The sequence below is a fragment of the Nannocystis sp. RBIL2 genome, assembly GCF_026626745.1.
GTDB lineage: Bacteria > Myxococcota_A > Polyangia > Nannocystales > Nannocystaceae > Nannocystis.
In genome coordinates this window covers 1755452-1773590 of record NZ_JAPNJW010000002.1, presented here as the reverse complement: position 1 = coordinate 1773590, position 18139 = coordinate 1755452, and the positions used below count along the sequence as shown (strand labels likewise).

Sequence of the window (18139 nt, the reverse complement as noted above, 5' to 3'; positions counted from 1 at the left end):
GACCCCCGACTCAATCGGTGTTCAGCGCGGCCTGCATCGCCCGCGCGCTCGGGTAGCGACGGGCCGGATCCTTCGCGCAGGCGCGGCTGAAGATCCAGTCGAGCCTGTCCGCAAGTTCAGGCGGCGTGCCGGCGGGCATGCGCGAGCTGGGCGGCGGCGGGGTGCGGTCGCGCTGGGCGATCAGGAGCTCGTGCAGCGGGGCGGAGGTCAGCTCCTCGAACGGGAGCACGCCGGTGGCCAGCTCGTAGAGGCTGACGCCGATGGCGTAGATGTCCGTGCGCGGATCGATGACGCCGCCGTGCATGGTCTGCTCGGGGGCGATGTAGTTGGGGTCGCCACAGAGCGGCTCGGTCGGGCCGGGCCGCGGGCCGTCGAGGTCGTAGGCGATGCCGAGGTCGAGCAGCTTGGTCGTAAGGAAGCGCGTGTTCGGATCGCGGGTCACGAACATGTTGGCGGGCTTCACATCGCAGTGGACCACCCGGCAGTCGTGCAGGTACTGCAGCGCCATCAGCACCTGCGTCAGGCCGCGCACCAGCGCCGGCCACGGCAGCGCCTGCCGGCGCTGGCGGGTGGCGTCGAGCAGCTGCAGCATGTCGGTGCCGGGCAGGTACTCCATCGCCATCCACTCGGTCTGGCCGCGCGCGTCGACCCCCATGTCGTACACGCGCACGAGGCAGGGATGCAGGAGGCGCGCGCCGAGGATCGCCTCGCGGCGGAAGCGTCGCTGCTCGCGCGGCGGGATGTCGGCGTGCATGACCTTGAGCGCCACGTTGCGCTCGAGCAGCTTGTCGTAGGCCTGGTAGATCTTGCCCATCCCGCCGGCGCCGACCTGGCGCAGCACGGTGTAGCGCTCGAGGTGCTCGAGGGGGCTGTCGATCTCGATCGGCAGCTCGATCACCTCGCCGCCCGGCACGTGATCGCCGAGGTCGGACAGGGTCGGACGCTGCGCGGTTGCGAGTTCCACGGTGTGGGAGCGTAGACCGGCCGCGGAGGCGGACCAAAAAACCGACGAAAGCGCGCCGCGGGGTCGCATGGGGGCTTCTCGGCGGGCTCCTCCGGCGAGGCCCGCTGCGACCGGCGCAGGCTCGGGCGGAACCGCCCGGTGCGCAGCGCAGATGGCAGGCGAGCGCCGTTCGCCGCGCCTGAGGCCGCTGGCGCGGACCGGACTCGGCGGCGAACGCGGCTCCACGGCGGCCAGCGCTCGAACTGCGGCGCGTACACCCCAGCATGCTTGACACCTCGCGCCCTGAGTCGTGATCCTGGGCCCGCTTGGTCGGGGGCAGCAGCACGAGATTCTTATCGGAGGCCCAGAGTCGCGTGGGCCGGTGGCTGCGAAACAAGTGGCACCTCGACAACCTGATCGCCATCGGCGGGATGGCGTCGGTGTACGCGGCCACGCATCGCAACGGCAACCGCGCGGCGCTCAAGGTGTTGCACACGCTCTTCCTCCGCAACGAGCAGGCGCGCCGTCGCTTCCTGCGCGAAGGTTACGCGGCCAACAGCGTCGGCCATCGCAACGCGGTCCACGTCCTCGACGACGACATCACCGAAGAGGGCGACGTGTACCTGGTGATGGAGCTGCTCGACGGCGAGTCGCTCGAGTCGCGCCTGGAGCGATTGGGCCAGCTACCCCCCGTGGCCGTGCTCGAGATGACGGACGCGCTGCTCGAGGTGCTCGCGGCCGCCCACTCGAAGGGCATCCTTCACCGCGACATCAAGCCGGCCAACATCTTCCTGTGCCGCGACGGCAGCGTGAAGCTGCTGGACTTCGGGCTCGCCCGCGTGCGCGAGCTGTCGGCCGAGGCGCTCGACCAGAGCGACGGCATCGTGTTCGGCACGGTCTCGTACATCGCGCCGGAGCAGGCCCGCGCCGACAACGACAACCTCGACGCGCGCAGCGACCTGTGGTCGATCGCGGCGACCATGTTCCGGGCGATGTCGGGGGAGACGGTCTTCCCGGCCATCGGCCCGGTGATCGAGCGCCTGCTCGCGGTGGCCCGCACGCCGGCGCGATCGCTGGCGACGCTGCGGCCCGACCTGCCGCGCCCGCTGATCGAGCTGATCGACCGGGCGCTGGCGTTCGAGCCGCAGGCGCGCTGGCCGAGCGCCAACGTGATGCGCGTGGTGGTCCAGGATGTCCTGAACCAGCTGTGCGAGGAGGACGACTGGGAGGAGCCGCAGCGGCCGCCGCAGCGCCCCTCGGCCGCGCCGACCCTCAGCGCCGGCGGGCCGCGGCCGAAGACCGACCCGATGGCCGGCTCGATGCGTCCGCGCAGCCTGCCGGTCGCGCCGGCGCCGCAGAAGCCGCCGTCGCGGGTCAGCGGGCCGTTCGCCAACCTGTCCGATGGGCCAGCCGCCGAGGACTTCGAGATCAACGTCGACGAGACGCTGCGGACGAAGGCGCTCGCGGCGGGCAGCGGCGCCGGAGCGAGCGTCCCCGAGGGGCCCAAGGCGCGCTCGCGCACGCTGCTGACCCGTGAGGGACGGGCCGAGCTGCGCCGGATCCTGGAGGAGCGGCGCGAGTCGCTCGGGATCCCGACGCGCGCCGAAGGGCGGCCGGAGTCGAAGCCGGTCAAGGCCGCCGGGCCGAGTTCACATTCCGTGGAGATCGCTGTCGAGGCCGACGAGCCGGCCGCGAGCCCGCCGACGTCCGAGGCCGAGCACGACGACGCCGCCCAGGCCGAGCACGACGCGACCGCGGCGGAGACGATCGCAGCCGCGGCGGCCGAGGAAGAGCCGTTGAGCGAGAGCGGGGCGTACGAGGGCCGCTACGGCGAGGACCCGTACGGCGAGGCCCAGGCGGCCGAGAGCGACGGCGAGGCCGGGCAGGGCTACGCGGACGCGGGCGACGAGGAGCTCGCCGAGGTCGACGCCGACGAGGTCGACGAGATCGAGGACGGCGAGCCCGACCCCAACGAAGACACGGTCCAGATGATGATGCCGGCCGAGCTGCCGGTGCCGGAGAGCGTGCGGGCGGCCCAGGCGCAAGGGCCAGGTGCGTCGGGACAGGTCGCAGGGGGCATGTCGTCCGGGGCAGGTGCTTCGGGACCTGTCCCATCGAGCATGCGCGCCGGGGCAGGTGTCTCGGGACCGGCGCCGGCCGCCGGCAAGCCGGCGGCGCAGACGGTCGTCGGACCGGCGCCGACGCGGCCGTCGTCGCTCGGGGCGCCGCCCGTGTTCGGGAGCCGGCCGACGCCGATGCAGGGGCAGCCCGCGGTGGCGCCTCCGCCGGGGCTGGTGAGCCGGCCGACGCCCGTGCAGGGGCAGCCCGCGATAGCGCCTCCGCCGGGGCTGGTGAGCCGGCCGACGCCCGTGCACGGGCAGCCGGCCGCGGCGCCTCCAGCGGGGTCGGGCAGCAAGCCCGGCGCGGCGACTTCGGGGGCAGGTGCCTCGGGGCCGGTGCCTGCGAGCGGGTCGACGCAAGGGCAGGCGCCGCTCGGAGGCTTGCCGAGCAGGCCGGCGACGCCGGCGCACGGGCAACCTGCAGTGTCTCCGGGGACAGGTGCTTCGGGACCTGTCCCGATGAGCAGGCCGGCGACGCCGGCGCACGGGCAGCCGGCAGTGTCCTCGGGGCCAGGTGCGTCCGGACCAGTGCCGACGCGGCCGTTCGCGCCGCCGGGCGGGACGCTGCCGACGCGGCCGGCCACGAACTCGGAGACGAACGTGGGCAAGCCGCCCGAGGCGCCGCGCTGGTCGTCGCCGACGCCGGCGCGCCCGCCCGCAGGGGTCGGCGCGACCGTGTCGGCCGCGGCGGGACGTGCGGGCTCCGGCCCGGCGCCGGCCGCCGCGAGCGAGCCGAACGCTGCCGCGACGAAGGCCCCGGGCCTCGCCAGCGGACCGGCAAAGGCCGCCGAAGCGGGCGCGATCGGTGCGAGCGGGCCCGTGAAGGCGAGCGCTCCCGCCGAGCCGGTGAAGCCCGCCGCGGCGACGATCGGCGGGGCGAGCGGACCCGTGAAGGCCGCGAGCAGCGCCCCGGCGAAGCCCGCGAGCGCGACAGGTGGCACGAGCGTGCAGCCGGCCGCGGGCGGAACGACGCAGGCGACGAGTCGGCCGGCGAGCGGGCCGGCGAAGGCTGCGAGCAGCACGACCACCCCCGGAGTGAGCGGGCCGGCGAAGGCCGCGGGCGGAGCGACGGGCGCAGGGCAGGCGACGAGTCGCCCGATGAGCGGGCCGGCGAAGGCCGCGACGAGCGGCCCTGCAGCGCCCGGAGTGAGCGGGCCGGCCAAGGCCGCAGGAGCGACGGGCACGGCGCAGGCGTCGAGTCGCCCGATGAGCGGGCCGGCGAAGGCCGCGACCCCGCCCGGACTGAGCGGGCCGGCGAAGGCCGCGACCCCGCCCGGACTGAGCGGACCGGCCACGGCTGCGAGTAAGAGCGCGGCGTCGCCGTCCGCGAGCACGGAGGCGGCGAAGGCTGCGAGCACGACGGCGGCCTCGAAGCCGCTGGGCCCGGCTGGCGGATCGGACAGGTCCCTCGGGACAGTCACGGCGAAGACCGCGACGGACGCGGCCAAACCCGCTGGCGGGACTTCCGCCGCGGCGCCTGCGACGAGCAGCCCCGGCGTGGCGAGCGGCGCCAGGCCGGCCGCCGCGGCTGCCCCGATAGGTGGTGGCCTGTCTTCTGGGCCAGGTGCGAAGCCGACGCCTCAGCCGGCGCGTCCGGGAGCGGCTGGCGCTCCGAACATGTCCGCTGGGGCAGGTCCGAAGCCCGCCGAGCCGGCTCCGACGCCCCCCGCGCAGGAGGCACCGGCCCCCGCGCCAGCGGAGCCGACGCCCGCTCCCAAGCCGTTCGAGCCGCTCGGAGCGGGCGGCCTGAGCAACTCGCGGTCGCAGGGCAAATCGGGCCTGTTCGACATCCCGGGGCCAGGCGGTCTGGGCGGCCTGCTGCCCGGCGCGAAGCCCAATCCTCGCGACAAGAAGCCGTGAGCTCTCGCGGCCTGGCGCCGTCGCCGGGCCGAGCTCGCCGTCATGCAAGGGCAGGGTGCGCCGTGTACCCGCACAGGGTGCTCGGCGCGCCGCTCACAACCTGTCCGAACGGCCGTCCGCGCGGAGCGTCACCGGGCGCTCTGGATCACCTGTCCGAAAGGACATCTTGGGACGCGTGCGAGCAGGAGGGTGCTCGACCTGAGCGGTCACATGTCCCAAGGGCCACTCCAGACGCGCCTGTGACGACTGCCGAAGCCGCTGCGTCCGCGCCGCTCACCGAGGTCCGCGACTCGCCTGTCCCTCGGACCAGGTCATCCTGCGAACGATTAAAAAAACAAGCCCGCCGGGAGGGGCGGGCTTGGGTGCCGAAGGGCGGAATCGAACCGCCGACCTAGGGGTTATGAATCCCTCGCTCTAACCATCTGAGCTACCCCGGCATCGAGGGCGCACGTGGGTACCCGATTTGAGCGGTCATCGTCAACCGCAAAGCTTCGACCTCGGCGCTCTCGCGGAGATTTCCCCGAAATGCCGCGGATGCGCCAGCGCAGTGAGTCAGCGCAAAGGTCGCGCCCCGGGCGCTGCCGGCTCCAGGGCTTCAGATCTTGCATCCCCGCGTGCTAAGCCGACCTGGCGAACCATCGGGCGCCGCGACGACGATCCCGCCGCCGCGCGCCCCGCCGGTTCGCAGGCTGCGCAAAAGGAGTTTCGTGATGGCCCGGGAAGTCGTGATCGCCAGCGCTGCTCGCACCCCCATCGGCGCGTTTCAAGGGGCGCTCGCGCCGCTCGCCGCCCACCAACTCGGCAGCGTCGCCGTCCGCGCGGCGCTCCAGCGGGCCGGCGTCGACGGCAAGGACGTCGAGGACGTGATCCTCGGCTGCGTACTGCCGGCCGGCCAGGGCCAGGCGCCCGCCCGCCAGGCCAGCCGCGGCGCCGGCGTGCCCGACCACGTCGGCTGCATCACCATCAACAAGGTCTGCGGCTCTGGCCTCAAAGCCGTGATGCTCGCGGCCCAGGCGATCCGCGCCGGCGACGCCGAGATCGTGGTCGCCGGCGGTATCGAGAGCATGTCCAACGTGCCGTACCTGCTGCCGCAGGCCCGCGCCGGCTACCGCCTGGGCAACGGCACCCTCGTCGACGGCATGATCCACGACGGCCTGTGGGACCCGTACAAGAACTTCCACATGGGCATGGCCGGCGAGCTGTGCGCCCGTGAGTGCGCGATCCCCCGGGAGCGCCAGGACGGCTACGCGGCGGAGAGCTTCCGCCGGGCCCAGGCGGCCGTGAAGGCCGGCCTGTTCCGCGAGGAGATCGCGCCCGTCGAGGTGCCCGGCAAGAAGGGCTCCGTCACCGTCAGCGAGGACGAGCAGCCGTTCAAGGGCGACATCGAGAAGCTGCCCGGCCTGCGCCCCGCGTTCGACAAGAACGGCACGATCACGGCCGGCAACGCCTCGACCATCAACGACGGCGCGGCCGCCCTGGTCGTCATGTCGCGCGCCGAGGCCGACAAGCGCGGCATCACCCCGCTGGCCACCATCGTCGGCGACGCCGGCTTCGCCCAGGCGCCCGAGTGGTTCACCACGGCCCCGACCGGCGCGATCGAGCGGCTGCTGGCCAAGACGGGCAAGGCGGCGGCCGACGTCGACCTGTGGGAGATCAACGAGGCCTTCGCGGTGGTCGCCCTGGCCAACGGCGACAAGCTCGGCATCCCGCACGACCGCCTCAACGTCCGCGGCGGCGCCATCGCCCTCGGCCACCCGATCGGCTGCTCCGGCGCCCGCGTGCTCGTGACGCTGGTCCACGCGCTCAAGCAGGAGGGCAAGCGCCGCGGCGTCGCGTCGCTGTGCCTCGGCGGCGGCGAGGCGGTGGCGCTGATGGTCGAGCGGACCGCCTGAACTTTCGGACATGAAAGCAAGCACACCGGAGATCGGACATGACCCAAGGGACTAGCGCAGACGAGATCCTCGCAAGCGTCCGCACCATCGGCGTGCTGGGCGCAGGGCAGATGGGGGCGGGCATCGCTCAGGTGGCGGCCCAGGCCGGCTACCGGGTGCTCCTGGCCGATGTCGACCAGGCCCGCGCTGACGCCGGCAAGGCCGGGATCGCCAAGCAGCTCGGGCGCCTGGTCGAGAAGGGCAAGCTGCAGGAGGCCGAGCGGGCCGCGATCGTCGAGCGGATCACCGCGGTGGTCGGCGCGGCGGGCCTGGCCCCCTCGGACTTCGCGGTCGAGGCGGCCACCGAGAACATCGAGCTCAAGAAGAAGCTGTTCCGCGAGCTCGACGCGGCCCTCGGCGACAACGCGGTGCTGGCGACCAACACCAGCTCGATCAGCATCACCCTGCTGGCGGCCCAGACGAAGCGGCCCGACCGCGTGGTCGGCATGCACTTCATGAACCCGGTCCCGCTGATGAAGCTGGTCGAGATCATCCGCGGCCTGCAGACGTCTGACGCGATCTACGGCGCGACGGTGACGCTGGCGCAGAAGCTCGGCAAGACGACGATCACCAGCAAGGACTGCCCGGGGTTCCTCGTCAACCGCGTGCTGATCCCGCTGATCAACGAGGCCTGCTTCGCCCTGCAGGAGGGCCTCGGCACGCCCCAGGACATCGACACCGGCGCCAAGCTGGGCCTAAACCACCCGATGGGCCCGCTCGAGCTGGCCGACCTGATCGGCCTCGACACCTGCCTGGCGATCGCCGACGTGCTCCATCGCGAGCTCGGCGACGACAAGTACCGCGCGGCCAACATCCTGCGCATGCACGTGGCGGCCGGCTGGCACGGGCGCAAGACCGGGCGCGGCTTCTACGACTACTCGAGCAAGGGGAAGTAGGCCGATGCTCGGCACCGACACCCTGCTCGTCAGCGACGACGCCCGCGTCCGCGTCGTCACCATCAGCCGGCCCAAGGCGCTCAACGCCCTCAACCCCGAGGTCATCGCCGGGCTGGCGCAGGTGCTCGACGACACCGCCGCCGCGGCCCGCGCGGGCCAGGTGCGGGCGCTGGTGCTGACCGGCGCCGGCGAGAAGTCGTTCGTCGCCGGGGCCGACATCGCGGCCATGGCCGACATGTCCGAAGGGACAGCCCGCGAGTTCGCCCGCGCCGGCCACGGCGTCGGCGAGGCGCTGGCGGGCCTGCCGATCCCGACGATCGCGGCCGTCAACGGCTTCGCGCTCGGCGGCGGCTGCGAGCTGGCGCTCGCGTGCGACTTCATCTACGCGGCCGAGAACGCCAAGTTCGGCCAGCCCGAGGTCAAGCTCGGCGTGATCCCCGGCTTCGGCGGGACCCAGCGGCTGGCGCGGCGCGTCGGCCTGGCCCGCGCGCTCGAGCTGTGCCTCACCGGCGACACCATCGACGCCGCCGAGGCGCTGCGGATCGGCCTCGCCAACCGCGTGCTGCCGGCCGCCGAGCTGCTGGCGGCGACGATCGTCACCGCCAAGAAGATCGCCGACATGGGCCCCGTGGCGATCGCCGAGGCCAAGCGGGTGCTGCACGCCGGCGCCGGCCTGCCGCTGGCGCAGGCCAACGCGCTCGAGATCGAGGCGTTCGCCGGCCTGTTCGCCACCGCCGACCAGAAGGAGGGCATGGCGGCCTTCCTCGGCAAGCGCAAGCCCGAGTTCAAGGGCGAGTGAACGAGAAGCAATCGGAGACCGCGATGGACCTGTCCTTGACCGAAGACCAAGAATCGCTGCAGAAGATGGTCCGCGAGTTCGCGGCCCGCGAAGTGAAGCCGCTGGCCGCCGAGCTCGACCGCGAGGCCCGGTTCCCGAAAGAATTGGTCAAGCGCATGGCCGAGCTCGGGCTGCTCGGCATCGAAGTCCCCGAGGCCTACGGCGGCTCCGAGCTCGACCCGATCTCGTACGTGATCGCGATGGAGGAGGTCTCGGCCGCCTGCGCGTCGACCGGCGTGATCATGAGCGTCAACAACTCGCTCGTGTGCGACCCGCTGCTCAAGTTCGCGACCGACGCGCAGAAGCAGAAGTGGCTGACACCGCTGGCCCGCGGCGAGAAGCTCGGCTGCTTCATGCTGTCCGAGCCCAACGCCGGCAGCGACGCCGCGGCGCAGAAGACCACCGCGGTGCGCGACGGCGACGGCTGGGTCATCAACGGCGTGAAGAACTGGATCACCAACGGCCCGCAGGCCGACACCGGGATCCTGTTCACCATGACCGACCCGGAGCGCGGCAACTCGGGCATCACCGCGTTCGTGGTCGACATGCACGGCGAGGGCGTGACGCGCGGGCCGAAGGACGACAAGCTCGGGATCCGTGCCAGTCACTCGTGCCAGATCTTCTTCACCGACCACCGCGTGTCGGACGACCAGATCCTGGGCCAGGTCGGCGGCGGGTTCAAAGTGGCGATGGCCACCCTCGACTGCGGGCGGATCGGCATCGCCGCCCAGGCCCTCGGGATCGCCCGCGGCGCCTTCGAGGCCGCGGCCGAGTACGCGCTCGACCGCAAGACCTTCGGCCGCCGGATCATCGACCACCAGGCGATCGCGTTCATGCTCGCGGACATGCAGGTCGGCATCGACGCCGCGCGCCTGCTGACCTATCGGGCGGCGAGCCTCAAGAAGCGGGGGCAGCGGCACTCGGTCGAGAGCGCGATGGCCAAGCTGTTCGCCTCCGAGACCGCCAACAAGGTCGCCAAGGACGCCATTCAGGTGTTCGGCGGCAACGGCTACGTGACCGAGTACCCGGTCGAGCGCCACTTCCGCGACGCCAAGATCACCGAGATTTACGAGGGGACGAGCGAGATCCAGCGCGTCGTCATCTCCGCCGGCCTGCTGCGCCGCAAGTGACGGTGACCGCCGGCCGCGGGCGCGCTATCATGCCCCGGATGCCCAGGCTCGCCGGGCGCAGCGCCGGCGCGAGCCCTCCAGAGGAACCATCATGCGAACCACGACCGTGATCCTGCTCGCCGCCGCCGTCGCCGTCCCGGGGTGCGCCAAGCGCCACCTCAACAAGATGGACAACAACGAGGACGCCATGTACGCGGAGTACACCAAGACGGAGTACGACAAGGACATGGTGAAGTCCGAGGAGGGCCTCGACGAGTACGACCGCACCACGCAGGCGTCCGTCTCGCCGAAGACCCTGGCGTCGATCCAGGACACCATGGAGAGCGTGTACGAGCGCGACTTCGGCCGCTGCCTGCAGAAGGACATGGAGGCCTACGAGAACCGCTGGATCGCCGGCACCTTCTCGGCCGAGGTCACCATCGCCACCAGCGGCAAGGTCACCAAGGTCAACATCCCGACGATCGACATCAGGGAGCGCCGGCCGCCCAAGGGCGTGCCGAAGGACAAGTTCAAGCCGCGCGAGGCCAAGCTGTTCGCCCCCTGCGTCGAGGAGTCGGCCTTCAAGTGGGAGTTCGACCCGGCGCCCGAGGTCGAGTACGTCTACACGTACACCGGCAAGGTCGGCGAGGCCTACTGAGCGCGTCTGCCTGATGGGGCAGGCCCGAAGGGACATGTACGTTCGGTAATGTCCTTTCAGCCATGCCCCTCGGGCATGTTCTTCTTTTTCGATACCATGTACGACTTCACCCCGACCGAGGACCAGGAGCTCATCGTCAGCACCGCGCGGCAGTTCGCGACGCGCACGCTGGCGCCGCGGGCGGCCGAGCTCGACGTCGCCGGCGGGTTCCCGCGCGAGAGCCTTGCCGAGGCGGCGTCGCTGGGCCTGCTCGGCATCAACGTGCCGGAGCGGCTGGGCGGGGTCGAGGCCGGGGCGGTGGCCTACGCGCTGGCGGTGATCGAGCTGGCCAAGGCGTGCGCCGGCACGACGGTGGCGATGACCGTCAGCAACATGGTCGCCGAGGTCGTCACCAAGTTCGGCACGCCCGAGCAGCAGCAGGAGCACGTGCCGCGGCTGTGCTCCGGCGAGTACGTGGTCGGCGGCTTCGCCCTGTCCGAGGCCGGCGCCGGCAGCGACCCGGCCGGGATGCGCACGCGCGCCGTCGCCAACGGCCGCGGCGGGTGGGTCCTGAGCGGGCAGAAGCTGTGGATCACGAGCGGCACCGACGCCGGGCTGTTCGTGGTGTGGGCGCGCACCAGCGACGCCCCGGGCTCGCAGGGCATCTCGGCGTTCGTGGTCCGCGGCGACGCGCCCGGCCTGGTCCGCGGCAAGCCGGAGCACAAGACCGGCCAGCACGCGAGCACCACCACGCCGCTCGAGTTCAACGACGTCGAGCTCGGCCCCGAGGCGCTGCTCGGCGAAGAGGGCAAGGGCTTCCGCGTGGCGATGATGGCGCTCGACGGCGGGCGGATCGGCATCGCCGGCCTGGCGCTCGGCTGCGGCCTGGCCGCCACCGACTTCGCCCGCGGCTACGCGCTCGAGCGCCAGCAGTTCGGCCACCCGATCGCCGACTACCAGGCGATCCAGTGGATGCTCGCCGACAGCGCCACCGAGCTCGAGGCGGCCCGCCTCCTCACCCTGCGCGCCGCCTGGCTCAAGGAGCAGGGCCGGCCGTTCACGCAGGAGGCCTCGATGGCCAAGCTGGCGGCCAGCGAGCGCGGCTGGGCCGCGTGCGACCGGGCCGTGCAGGTGCTGGGCGGCTTCGGCTACACCCGCGAGTTCCCGGTCGAGCGCTACCTCCGCGACGTCCGTGTGACTCGCATCTTCGAGGGCACCAGCGAGATCCAGCGCATCGTCATCAGCCGTGAGATCGCTCGCCGCTTCGCTCGCACCGCCGGCTAGCGCTGCTACGCTGAGGACGCAGCCAGAAGGCCGCCGCAACCCGCCGCCGTAACCGGCTGCTGTAAACCCCCCCGACACGACCATGGCTCAAGTCCCGCCCCAGATGCCCTTCGACCTCAGCAAGCTCCCGCCCGACGCGATGAGCCTGATGAAGAAGGAGATGCAGCGGCGCTTCTCGCTGTTCCTCGTCGGCGCGGTGGTCACCATCGTCGGCCTGTTCCTCAACGGTCCGCCGCCGTACCTGCCCACTCTGGTGATGGTGGGTGGCGGCGCGGTGGCGATCCTCGGCCTGTTCGGCCTGGCCCGCGGGGCCGGCTGCTTCGCCATCGTGCTGTTCTTCTTCTGGCTCGGCGCGGTGGCCTGCGGCGTGTCCCGCGGGTCCGACCCGACGGTCTACATCCTCGGCCTCGGGGCCCTCGGCTTCGCGCTGCTGGCCCAGTTCGCGCCCAAGCCCAAGGCGACCGGGCCGCTGGCCAACCTGCAGGCGGCCATGCAAGCGATGCAGCAGGCCCAGCAGGCGGCGCAGCAGCAGGGTCGCGGCGGCCCGGGCGCTGGCGGACCGGCCGGCGGCAGCCCGGGCTTCGGCAGCTTCCCGTTCGCCCAGATGGGCGACGGCAAGCAGCGACCGTCCCGCGACCGCGTCATCGACGTCAACGCCGAAGAGACCAAGAAGAAGAAGTGATGAAGACCGGAGCCACCGAGGCCACGGAGGCCGCGGCCGGCGAGCGCGTCGAGGTCCGCGGGATCGCCCACGGCGGCGAGGGCGTGGGCCGGGCCGTCGGCGACGACGCCGACACGCGCACCTGGCTGGTCGAAGGGGCATTGCCCGGAGAACAGGTCCTTGCGGTCAGGTCGGAGGAGCGCCGGCGGATGATCCGCGGGCGGACCTTGCAGGTGCTGACCGCCAGCCCCGACCGCGTGACCCCGCCGTGCCCGGTCGAGGGCGTGTGCGGCGGCTGCGGCCTGCAGCACGCGCGGGCGGCCGCCCAGGCCGAACTCAAGCGCCAGATCGCCGAGGGCGCGCTGCGCCGGCTCGGGATCGCCGTGCCGCACGCGCTGGCCAGCCCGCGGGCGCTCGGCTATCGCCGGCGGGCTCGCCTGCACGTCGAGCGGGTCGGCGACGAATTAAGGCTGGGGCTGCACCGCCGGCACTCGCACGAGGTGCTGGCGCTGGCGCACTGCCCGGTGTTCGACGCCCCGCTGAACCACGCGCTGGCGCGGCTGTCCGCGCTGGCCGGCGGCGCCGGGGGGTTCGCGCAGGTGCTGCGGCAGCTGCGGCGCGGCGAGGTCCACCTGCTGTCCGACGGGGCCGCGGTGGTGGTCGGGATCCCCGGGCTCGCGCCGCGCGAGGGCGACGCCGACGAGGCCGGCCTGCGAGCGGCGCTCGCCGAGGTGCTCGACAACGTGATCGTCGGGGTGGTCGCGCGCGGCGGCCGGCGCGAGCTGGTGCTCGGGCGCGGGCGCTTGGGCCTGGCCGATGCTGGCCCCGAGGACATGGCCATTCCGACAGGTCCCTTCGAGTTCTCACAGGCCCAGGCGGCCCAGAACCGGGCCCTGGTCGAGCGCGTGGTCTCGCTGGCCGACGCGCGCGGCGGCCAGGTGCTCGAGCTGTTCGCGGGCGGGGGCAACTTCACCCGCGCGCTGGCCCGCGAGGCGGCCGAGGTGGTGGCGGTCGAGGAGGACCGCGGCTCGGCGTCGGCGCTGCTGCGCCTGGCCAAGAAGGCCCTGGCGAGCCGGCAGGCGAAGGTCGAGGTGCGCCGGCTCGACGCGACGCGGGCGCTGACTCGCTACGCCGCCGAGGGCCGCAGCTTCGACCGGGTGGTGCTCGACCCGCCGCGCTCCGGCCTCGGCCTGCACGGCGCGCGGGCGCTGGCGCGGGTGGCCAGCGGGCGCACCGTGTTCGTCGCCTGCGACCCGGCGACGCTGGCCCGCGATCTCGAGCCGATGCTCGAGGCGGGCCATCGCGCCGCCTCGGCGCTGGCGATCGACATGATGCCGATGACCCCGGAGGTCGAGGTGATCGTCGCGCTGGACGCTCCGCGGGAGCGGTCGTGAGCGAGCTGTCCGCAGGGACAGGTTGCGCCGGGCGATCGCCGTGCCGCTGCGACCTGTCCGGAGGGGCAGGTCATGACCGAGCCTCGGTAGAGTGGGCTGTCCGAAAGGTCAGGCCATGAGCGACGAGGTCCGCGCGCTCGAGCGGGCGATCGCCGCCGGCAAGCTCGACCCGGTGTACGTGCTCTACGGGGACGAGCCGGCGGCGATCCGCGCCGTCATCACCGCGCTGCGCAAGGTCGTGGTCCCGCCCGACGATCCCACCGCGCAGGCGATGGCGGCCTTCAACCACGAGCGCTTCGACGGCGTCGACCTCACCGGGGCGGGGCCGGTGCTGTCGGCCTGCGCGCAGATCCCGATGATGAGCAAGTGGCGGCTGGTCGAGCTCGCCAACCCCGACGACCTCGGCAAGGGGCCCGAGGCCGAGAGCACCAACTCGGCGGCCATGGACGCGCTCGCGGCCTACATCAAGGCGCCGAGCCCGAGCACCGTGCTGGTGATCAGCGGCGGCGGCATCGACGGCCGCTCGAAGCTCGTGACCGCCTGCAAGGCGGGCGGCTGGGCCCACAAGTTCGAGGCCTACAAGCGTGACGACGACGCTGTCGGCTTCGTGATCGGCGAGGCGCAGGCGCAGGGGCGCAAGATCTCCCGCGACGCCGCCGCGGCGCTGGTCGCCAGCGTCGGCACCGGGCGCAGCGAATTGCTGGGCGCGCTCGACCAGGCGCTGATGCACGCGGGCGACGCCCCGGTCGGGCTCGCCGACGTCGAGGCGATCGTCGCCCACACCCGCGAGGCGAAGATCTTCGACCTCACCGACGCTGTGGGCCGCGGCGAGGCCGACACCGCGCTCGCAGTGCTCGCGCGCATGTTCGCGGCGGGCGAGAAGGACGCGGGCGTGTCGATGCAGGTGCTGGCGATGCTGACCCGGCAGATCCGCCTGATCTTCACCGCCAAGGTCAACCCGGGCCGCGTGGCCGAGGCGACCAAGTTGCCGCCGTTCCTGGTGCGCGGGCTCGAGGCGCAGGCGCGTGGGTTCAGCGAGCCGCGCCTGCGCTCGGCCTACGCGGCGCTGGTGCGCCTCGACCAGGACCTCAAAGGCGGCTCGCACGTGGCCTACGCGTCGCCGTACCTGGCGCTGCAGCGGTGGATCCTCGACACCTGCCGCGCGCTGCCCGGCGTCGACGCGCGCACCTGAGGCGGTGCATGGTGATTGCGACCGGGACCGCGCCCGGGTGGCGGTGACGCGCGATTGCAGGCCGACGTGGGGGACCGCGGGTCGACGAGCATCGCGGTCTCTCGACGGCGAGGCCCGCGGACCTCGGAGCTCGACGAGTACGTCCGGCAGAACCGCGGTGGACGAGCCGCCCAGGGCGAGGGCATCCGGTGCCGGCTTGGAGTGTTTCTCCGGTCCGTTCCTGGCGGCGTTCGTCATGGTCGAGTCTGCTGCGTCGACATGTCCCCGAGGACAGGAAACCCGTGGCCCGGGAGCGGCGCCTCCCATGTGGTAGGGTCGCGCACAGGAGTACAAGGGATGCGCGCATATTCGTTTTTCGCCGCGATCGTGGCGGTGTCCGTGATGGGCTGTGACTCGAAGCCCGCCGCCGAGGCTGAGCAGAAGGCTGCCGTGCCGGCGACCGCAGCACCTGCGGCCACGGCCGCGCCTCCGGCTGGCGTGGACATGAAGCCAGGCGAGGTCGACATCAAGGCGGGCGCGGTCGCGGTCGCGGTCAAGCCGGGCGAGATCAACGTCAGCGGCACCGAGGTCGGCGACGTCAAAGTGTCGGCTGCTGGGGTGAAGGCCGGCGAGGTCGAGGTCGGCGCCGACGGGACGATCAAGCTGCCTGGCGGCGGGGTGATCGTGGCCCCGACCAACCTCGACGACGACGCCGAGCCGGCGGCCGGCGGCAAGGACTGCGACGACGGCGGCTGCCGTCAGACCTGCAGCGGCGGCAACTGCGAGTACACCTGCGGCGGCGGCAACTGCACGCAGGTCTGCGAGAAGGGCGCCACCTGCAAGTTCACCTGCAGCGGCGCCAACTGCACGCAGACCTGCAAGGCCGGCTCCGACTGCGACCTGACGTGCTCGGGCGGTGTGTGTGCGCGCGGCTGCGAGGGCGACGCGAAGTGCAAGAAGAGCTGCTCGGGCGGCGCCTGCAGCGGCTGACCGAGCGCCCTCACCCGAGCGCGACGAGCTCGCAGCCGGACGCCGGCTGCGAGGCGAAGCGAGGGACGAGAGACAGCCCTGGCGGTCGCTTCAGGGGTGACGGGCGTCGTCGTCCCCGGAGCTTGCCGAGCCTGAGCCGGGCGCCGAAGCGAAGGCCGAGCAGAGCAGCCCGGGCGGTAGCGACAGCGGGCGGCGCCGAGCGGCCGGGACGAGCGAGCGACATCCGGCGCCGGTCCCAGGGGCCATGTCCCTCAGGACATGTTCTGTGGGGCATGCGCGAACGGGCAGGTCCTCGGGGACCTGCCCGCGCGGGCAGCCGGGCTCAGATGCCCTTCGTGATCAGCCAGGAGTCGCCCTCGCGGATCAGCTCGAACTTGGCGTAGTCCTGCTTGGGGACCACGCGCGGCGGGAAGCGGGGCATGCCGTCGTCGCCGAGGATCGGCTTGAGGCGGAAGGTCGCGTCGATCCACACGTTCACGGTGGCGCGGTCGCGGCGCATGTAGACGTCGAGGTACTCGATGGTGAAGCGGACCGACTCGAGCTGGGCGATCCGGCGGCGGAGGATCGGGCCGAGCTCCTCGTAGACGATGTCGTCGCTGGGGTCGTCGGTGCCCGACTCGTCGTAGTAGGTCGGGTGCGCGGTGGCGAGGATGCCGGCCGGATCCTGGCGGACGAAGCTGGTCCGGAAGCGTTCGATGACCTGCAGGAGCTCGCGGTTGTCGGGAGTGTCCGGGATCTCGGTCCCGGGGATGATCGCGGTGTTCTTGCAGCCGGCGAGGGTGGGCACGGCGAGCACGGCAGCGAGTGCGAGAGCGAGGGAACGTCCGGGCATGGGTCGAGCGAGGCGCATTGTGCAAGCACGCGGCCACGGGCGCCAGTTCGTAAACTCGCTTCTGCGAACAAGGACTTAGCGCACGCGTCGGGAGCGCGGCCGGGGGGTCTTCCGTGCCAATTTGGCACGAGGCGCGAGAGCGGCGTGCCAGCGCGTCGCGGGCGGGTGACGGGCCGTCCGCGCCGCGTGTCGGCGGGTCGCGGCGCGCGGCGAGGTCGCTCGCGCGAGCGCGCGGCTATCATCGCAGAGTGACGGACGCCCGCTTCCACCCCCGCCTGCGGATCCACGCCCACGCCGACATCATCGGCTCCGAGGTCGTGCTGGCCCGCCCTCTCGACGACCTCAGCCTCGGCGGCTGCAAGTTCGTCGGCCCGGCGTGGGAGGAGGCGGGGCAGCAGGTCGCGCTGGTGCTGAGCTTCCCGACCCTCTCGGCCAGCCTGCCGCTCACCGGCATGGTCGTGCGCGGCGGCGAGGAGGACATGGCGATCCGCTTCGTCCACATCAGCGACGAGCAGAAGGGCGCGCTGCGCAAGCACATCCTCGACAGCCAGGAGGCCGCCGGCGCCTGAGCCGGCCCCTGTCTGCGAGGACATGTCCCATGAACCAGCCTCACGACGAGGTCTCGCACGTCACGGACGACGACGGCGAGCCGGCCGCCCGCGAACCCGCGCGGGGGCCCGGCCTCAGCCCCGAACAGCGGGCGCGGGTCGAGGCGTTCGCGCCGCGGGTGCCCGGCATCGCGCGCAGCCTGCGGCGCATCGTCGGGATCGCGCCCGACGAGTGCGAGAGCGCCGGCTACGAGGCGCTGGCGCGCGCGGCCCTGCGCTACGACCCGGCCTCGGGCGTGCCGTTCGCGGCGTTCGCGTTCTACCGGGTCCGCGGGGCGATGATCGACGCCGCCCGCAACGCCTTCCCCGACCACAAGCGGGCGCGGCGGATCCTCAACACCCTCGAGGTGACGCAGGAGCTGTCGGAGATCCGCCTGCGCCCGGGCGACGATCCGCGGCGGATCGGGGAGCGCTTCGGCGACGCGGCCGAGCTGGTCCGCGAGGTCACCGCCGCCGCGGTGCTGTCGCGCCTGTTCGCCAGCGACGACGAGGACGCGTTCGGCCCCGAGGTCCGGCTGACGCTGCGCGCGCTGGTCGAGCGCTGCGATCCCGACGAGCGGGCGCTGATCGACGCGGTCTACGTGCGCGGCCTGACTCTCACCGAGGTCGCGGCCGACCTCGCCACCAGCGTCAGCACGATCTCCCGCCGCCACCAGCGGCTGCTGCGGCGACTGGCCGATCTGCTGACGGCCGAGGCGCGACCGCCGGAGGCGGGGCCGTGAGCGGGCGGGATGTGGGCGAGCGAGGGATGGAGGCGCGGCTCGCAGTTCGTGGCGTCACGGCCGAGCCGGTGCTGGCGATCCCGAGCGCGGCTCGTCGCTCGCGGTCCAGCGCGCTCGAGCGGCCGCGGAGCGTCGTCCAGGTG

General features: G+C 72.9%; 15 protein-coding genes and 1 tRNA gene. 13 read left to right on the top strand and 3 right to left on the bottom strand.

The features are described from left to right. Window positions 1-10 precede the first annotated feature (10 nt). On the bottom strand, window positions 11-964 hold the full coding sequence (locus OV090_RS32165; RefSeq protein ID WP_267708488.1) for a serine/threonine-protein kinase: 954 nt from the start codon (window positions 962-964) through the stop codon (window positions 11-13). A gap of 353 nt (window positions 965-1317) precedes the next feature. Here OV090_RS32165 and OV090_RS32160 point away from each other — a divergent pair, with 353 nt between their 5' ends. Beyond that, window positions 1318-4923, top strand: coding sequence for a serine/threonine protein kinase (locus OV090_RS32160; protein ID WP_267708487.1), 3606 nt, complete (start codon window positions 1318-1320; stop codon window positions 4921-4923). Window positions 4924-5286: 363 nt separating this feature from the next. Here OV090_RS32160 and OV090_RS32155 read toward each other — a convergent pair. Then, window positions 5287-5360 (bottom strand) — tRNA-Met (locus OV090_RS32155). A 273-nt stretch (window positions 5361-5633) separates the two neighbouring features. Here OV090_RS32155 and OV090_RS32150 point away from each other — a divergent pair. The 10 genes from OV090_RS32150 (at window position 5634) to OV090_RS32105 (ending at window position 15834) form a co-directional block, all read left to right on the top strand. Further along, window positions 5634-6815, top strand: coding sequence for a thiolase family protein (locus tag OV090_RS32150; RefSeq protein ID WP_267708486.1), 1182 nt, complete (start codon window positions 5634-5636; stop codon window positions 6813-6815). Window positions 6816-6853: 38 nt separating this feature from the next. After that, entirely contained in the window at window positions 6854-7750 is an 897-nt protein-coding gene (locus OV090_RS32145) for a 3-hydroxybutyryl-CoA dehydrogenase (protein ID WP_267708485.1), read from the top strand. Between the two features lie 4 nt (window positions 7751-7754). Then, entirely contained in the window at window positions 7755-8549 is a 795-nt protein-coding gene (locus tag OV090_RS32140) for an enoyl-CoA hydratase-related protein (protein ID WP_267708484.1), read from the top strand. 23 nt (window positions 8550-8572) lie between these two features. Then, window positions 8573-9718, top strand: a complete 1146-nt coding sequence (locus tag OV090_RS32135; protein ID WP_267712105.1) for an acyl-CoA dehydrogenase — start codon at window positions 8573-8575, stop codon at window positions 9716-9718. Between the two features lie 91 nt (window positions 9719-9809). Beyond that, window positions 9810-10355 (top strand): hypothetical protein, encoded by a 546-nt coding sequence (locus OV090_RS32130; RefSeq protein ID WP_267708483.1) that lies wholly within the window; start codon window positions 9810-9812, stop codon window positions 10353-10355. Between the two features lie 96 nt (window positions 10356-10451). After that, a complete protein-coding gene (locus tag OV090_RS32125) occupies window positions 10452-11618 on the top strand; it encodes an acyl-CoA dehydrogenase family protein (RefSeq protein ID WP_267712104.1) in 1167 nt (388 codons plus the stop codon). Between the two features lie 82 nt (window positions 11619-11700). Next, window positions 11701-12300 carry a hypothetical protein gene (locus OV090_RS32120; protein WP_267708482.1) on the top strand — a complete coding sequence of 200 codons (600 nt, stop codon included), beginning with the start codon at window positions 11701-11703 and terminating at the stop codon, window positions 12298-12300. Then, window positions 12300-13673, top strand: coding sequence for an RsmD family RNA methyltransferase (locus OV090_RS32115; RefSeq protein ID WP_267708481.1), 1374 nt, complete (start codon window positions 12300-12302; stop codon window positions 13671-13673). The genes OV090_RS32120 and OV090_RS32115 overlap by 1 nt, the downstream gene beginning before the upstream one ends. A 115-nt stretch (window positions 13674-13788) precedes the next feature. Further along, window positions 13789-14865 carry a DNA polymerase III subunit delta gene (gene holA, locus OV090_RS32110; protein WP_267708480.1) on the top strand — a complete coding sequence of 359 codons (1077 nt, stop codon included), beginning with the start codon at window positions 13789-13791 and terminating at the stop codon, window positions 14863-14865. A 483-nt stretch (window positions 14866-15348) separates the two neighbouring features. Further along, window positions 15349-15834, top strand: a complete 486-nt coding sequence (locus OV090_RS32105; RefSeq protein ID WP_267708479.1) for a hypothetical protein — start codon at window positions 15349-15351, stop codon at window positions 15832-15834. A gap of 322 nt (window positions 15835-16156) precedes the next feature. On the opposite strand, the gene OV090_RS32100 is transcribed toward OV090_RS32105, so the two are convergent. Beyond that, entirely contained in the window at window positions 16157-16630 is a 474-nt protein-coding gene (locus OV090_RS32100) for a hypothetical protein (protein WP_267708478.1), read from the bottom strand. 284 nt (window positions 16631-16914) lie between these two features. On the opposite strand from OV090_RS32100, the gene OV090_RS32095 reads away from it, so the two are divergent. Continuing rightward, window positions 16915-17235 carry a PilZ domain-containing protein gene (locus tag OV090_RS32095; RefSeq protein WP_267708477.1) on the top strand — a complete coding sequence of 107 codons (321 nt, stop codon included), beginning with the start codon at window positions 16915-16917 and terminating at the stop codon, window positions 17233-17235. A gap of 29 nt (window positions 17236-17264) precedes the next feature. After that, window positions 17265-17996, top strand: coding sequence for a sigma-70 family RNA polymerase sigma factor (locus tag OV090_RS32090; protein ID WP_267708476.1), 732 nt, complete (start codon window positions 17265-17267; stop codon window positions 17994-17996). Window positions 17997-18139: the final 143 nt, after the last annotated feature.

Excerpts from the sequence above, each read along its gene's own strand:
- OV090_RS32150 (WP_267708486.1), top strand. The coding sequence starts at position 5,634 with ATGGCCCGGGAAGTCGTGATCGCCAGCGCTGCTCGCACCCCCATCGGC.
- OV090_RS32145 (WP_267708485.1), top strand. The coding sequence starts at position 6,854 with ATGACCCAAGGGACTAGCGCAGACGAGATCCTCGCAAGCGTCCGCACC.
- OV090_RS32140 (WP_267708484.1), top strand. The coding sequence starts at position 7,755 with ATGCTCGGCACCGACACCCTGCTCGTCAGCGACGACGCCCGCGTCCGC.
- OV090_RS32135 (WP_267712105.1), top strand. The coding sequence starts at position 8,573 with ATGGACCTGTCCTTGACCGAAGACCAAGAATCGCTGCAGAAGATGGTC.
- OV090_RS32130 (WP_267708483.1), top strand. The coding sequence starts at position 9,810 with ATGCGAACCACGACCGTGATCCTGCTCGCCGCCGCCGTCGCCGTCCCG.
- OV090_RS32125 (WP_267712104.1), top strand. The coding sequence starts at position 10,452 with ATGTACGACTTCACCCCGACCGAGGACCAGGAGCTCATCGTCAGCACC.
- OV090_RS32120 (WP_267708482.1), top strand. The coding sequence starts at position 11,701 with ATGGCTCAAGTCCCGCCCCAGATGCCCTTCGACCTCAGCAAGCTCCCG.
- OV090_RS32115 (WP_267708481.1), top strand. The coding sequence starts at position 12,300 with ATGAAGACCGGAGCCACCGAGGCCACGGAGGCCGCGGCCGGCGAGCGC.
- holA (WP_267708480.1), top strand. The coding sequence starts at position 13,789 with ATGAGCGACGAGGTCCGCGCGCTCGAGCGGGCGATCGCCGCCGGCAAG.
- OV090_RS32105 (WP_267708479.1), top strand. The coding sequence starts at position 15,349 with ATGAAGCCAGGCGAGGTCGACATCAAGGCGGGCGCGGTCGCGGTCGCG.
- OV090_RS32090 (WP_267708476.1), top strand. The coding sequence starts at position 17,265 with ATGAACCAGCCTCACGACGAGGTCTCGCACGTCACGGACGACGACGGC.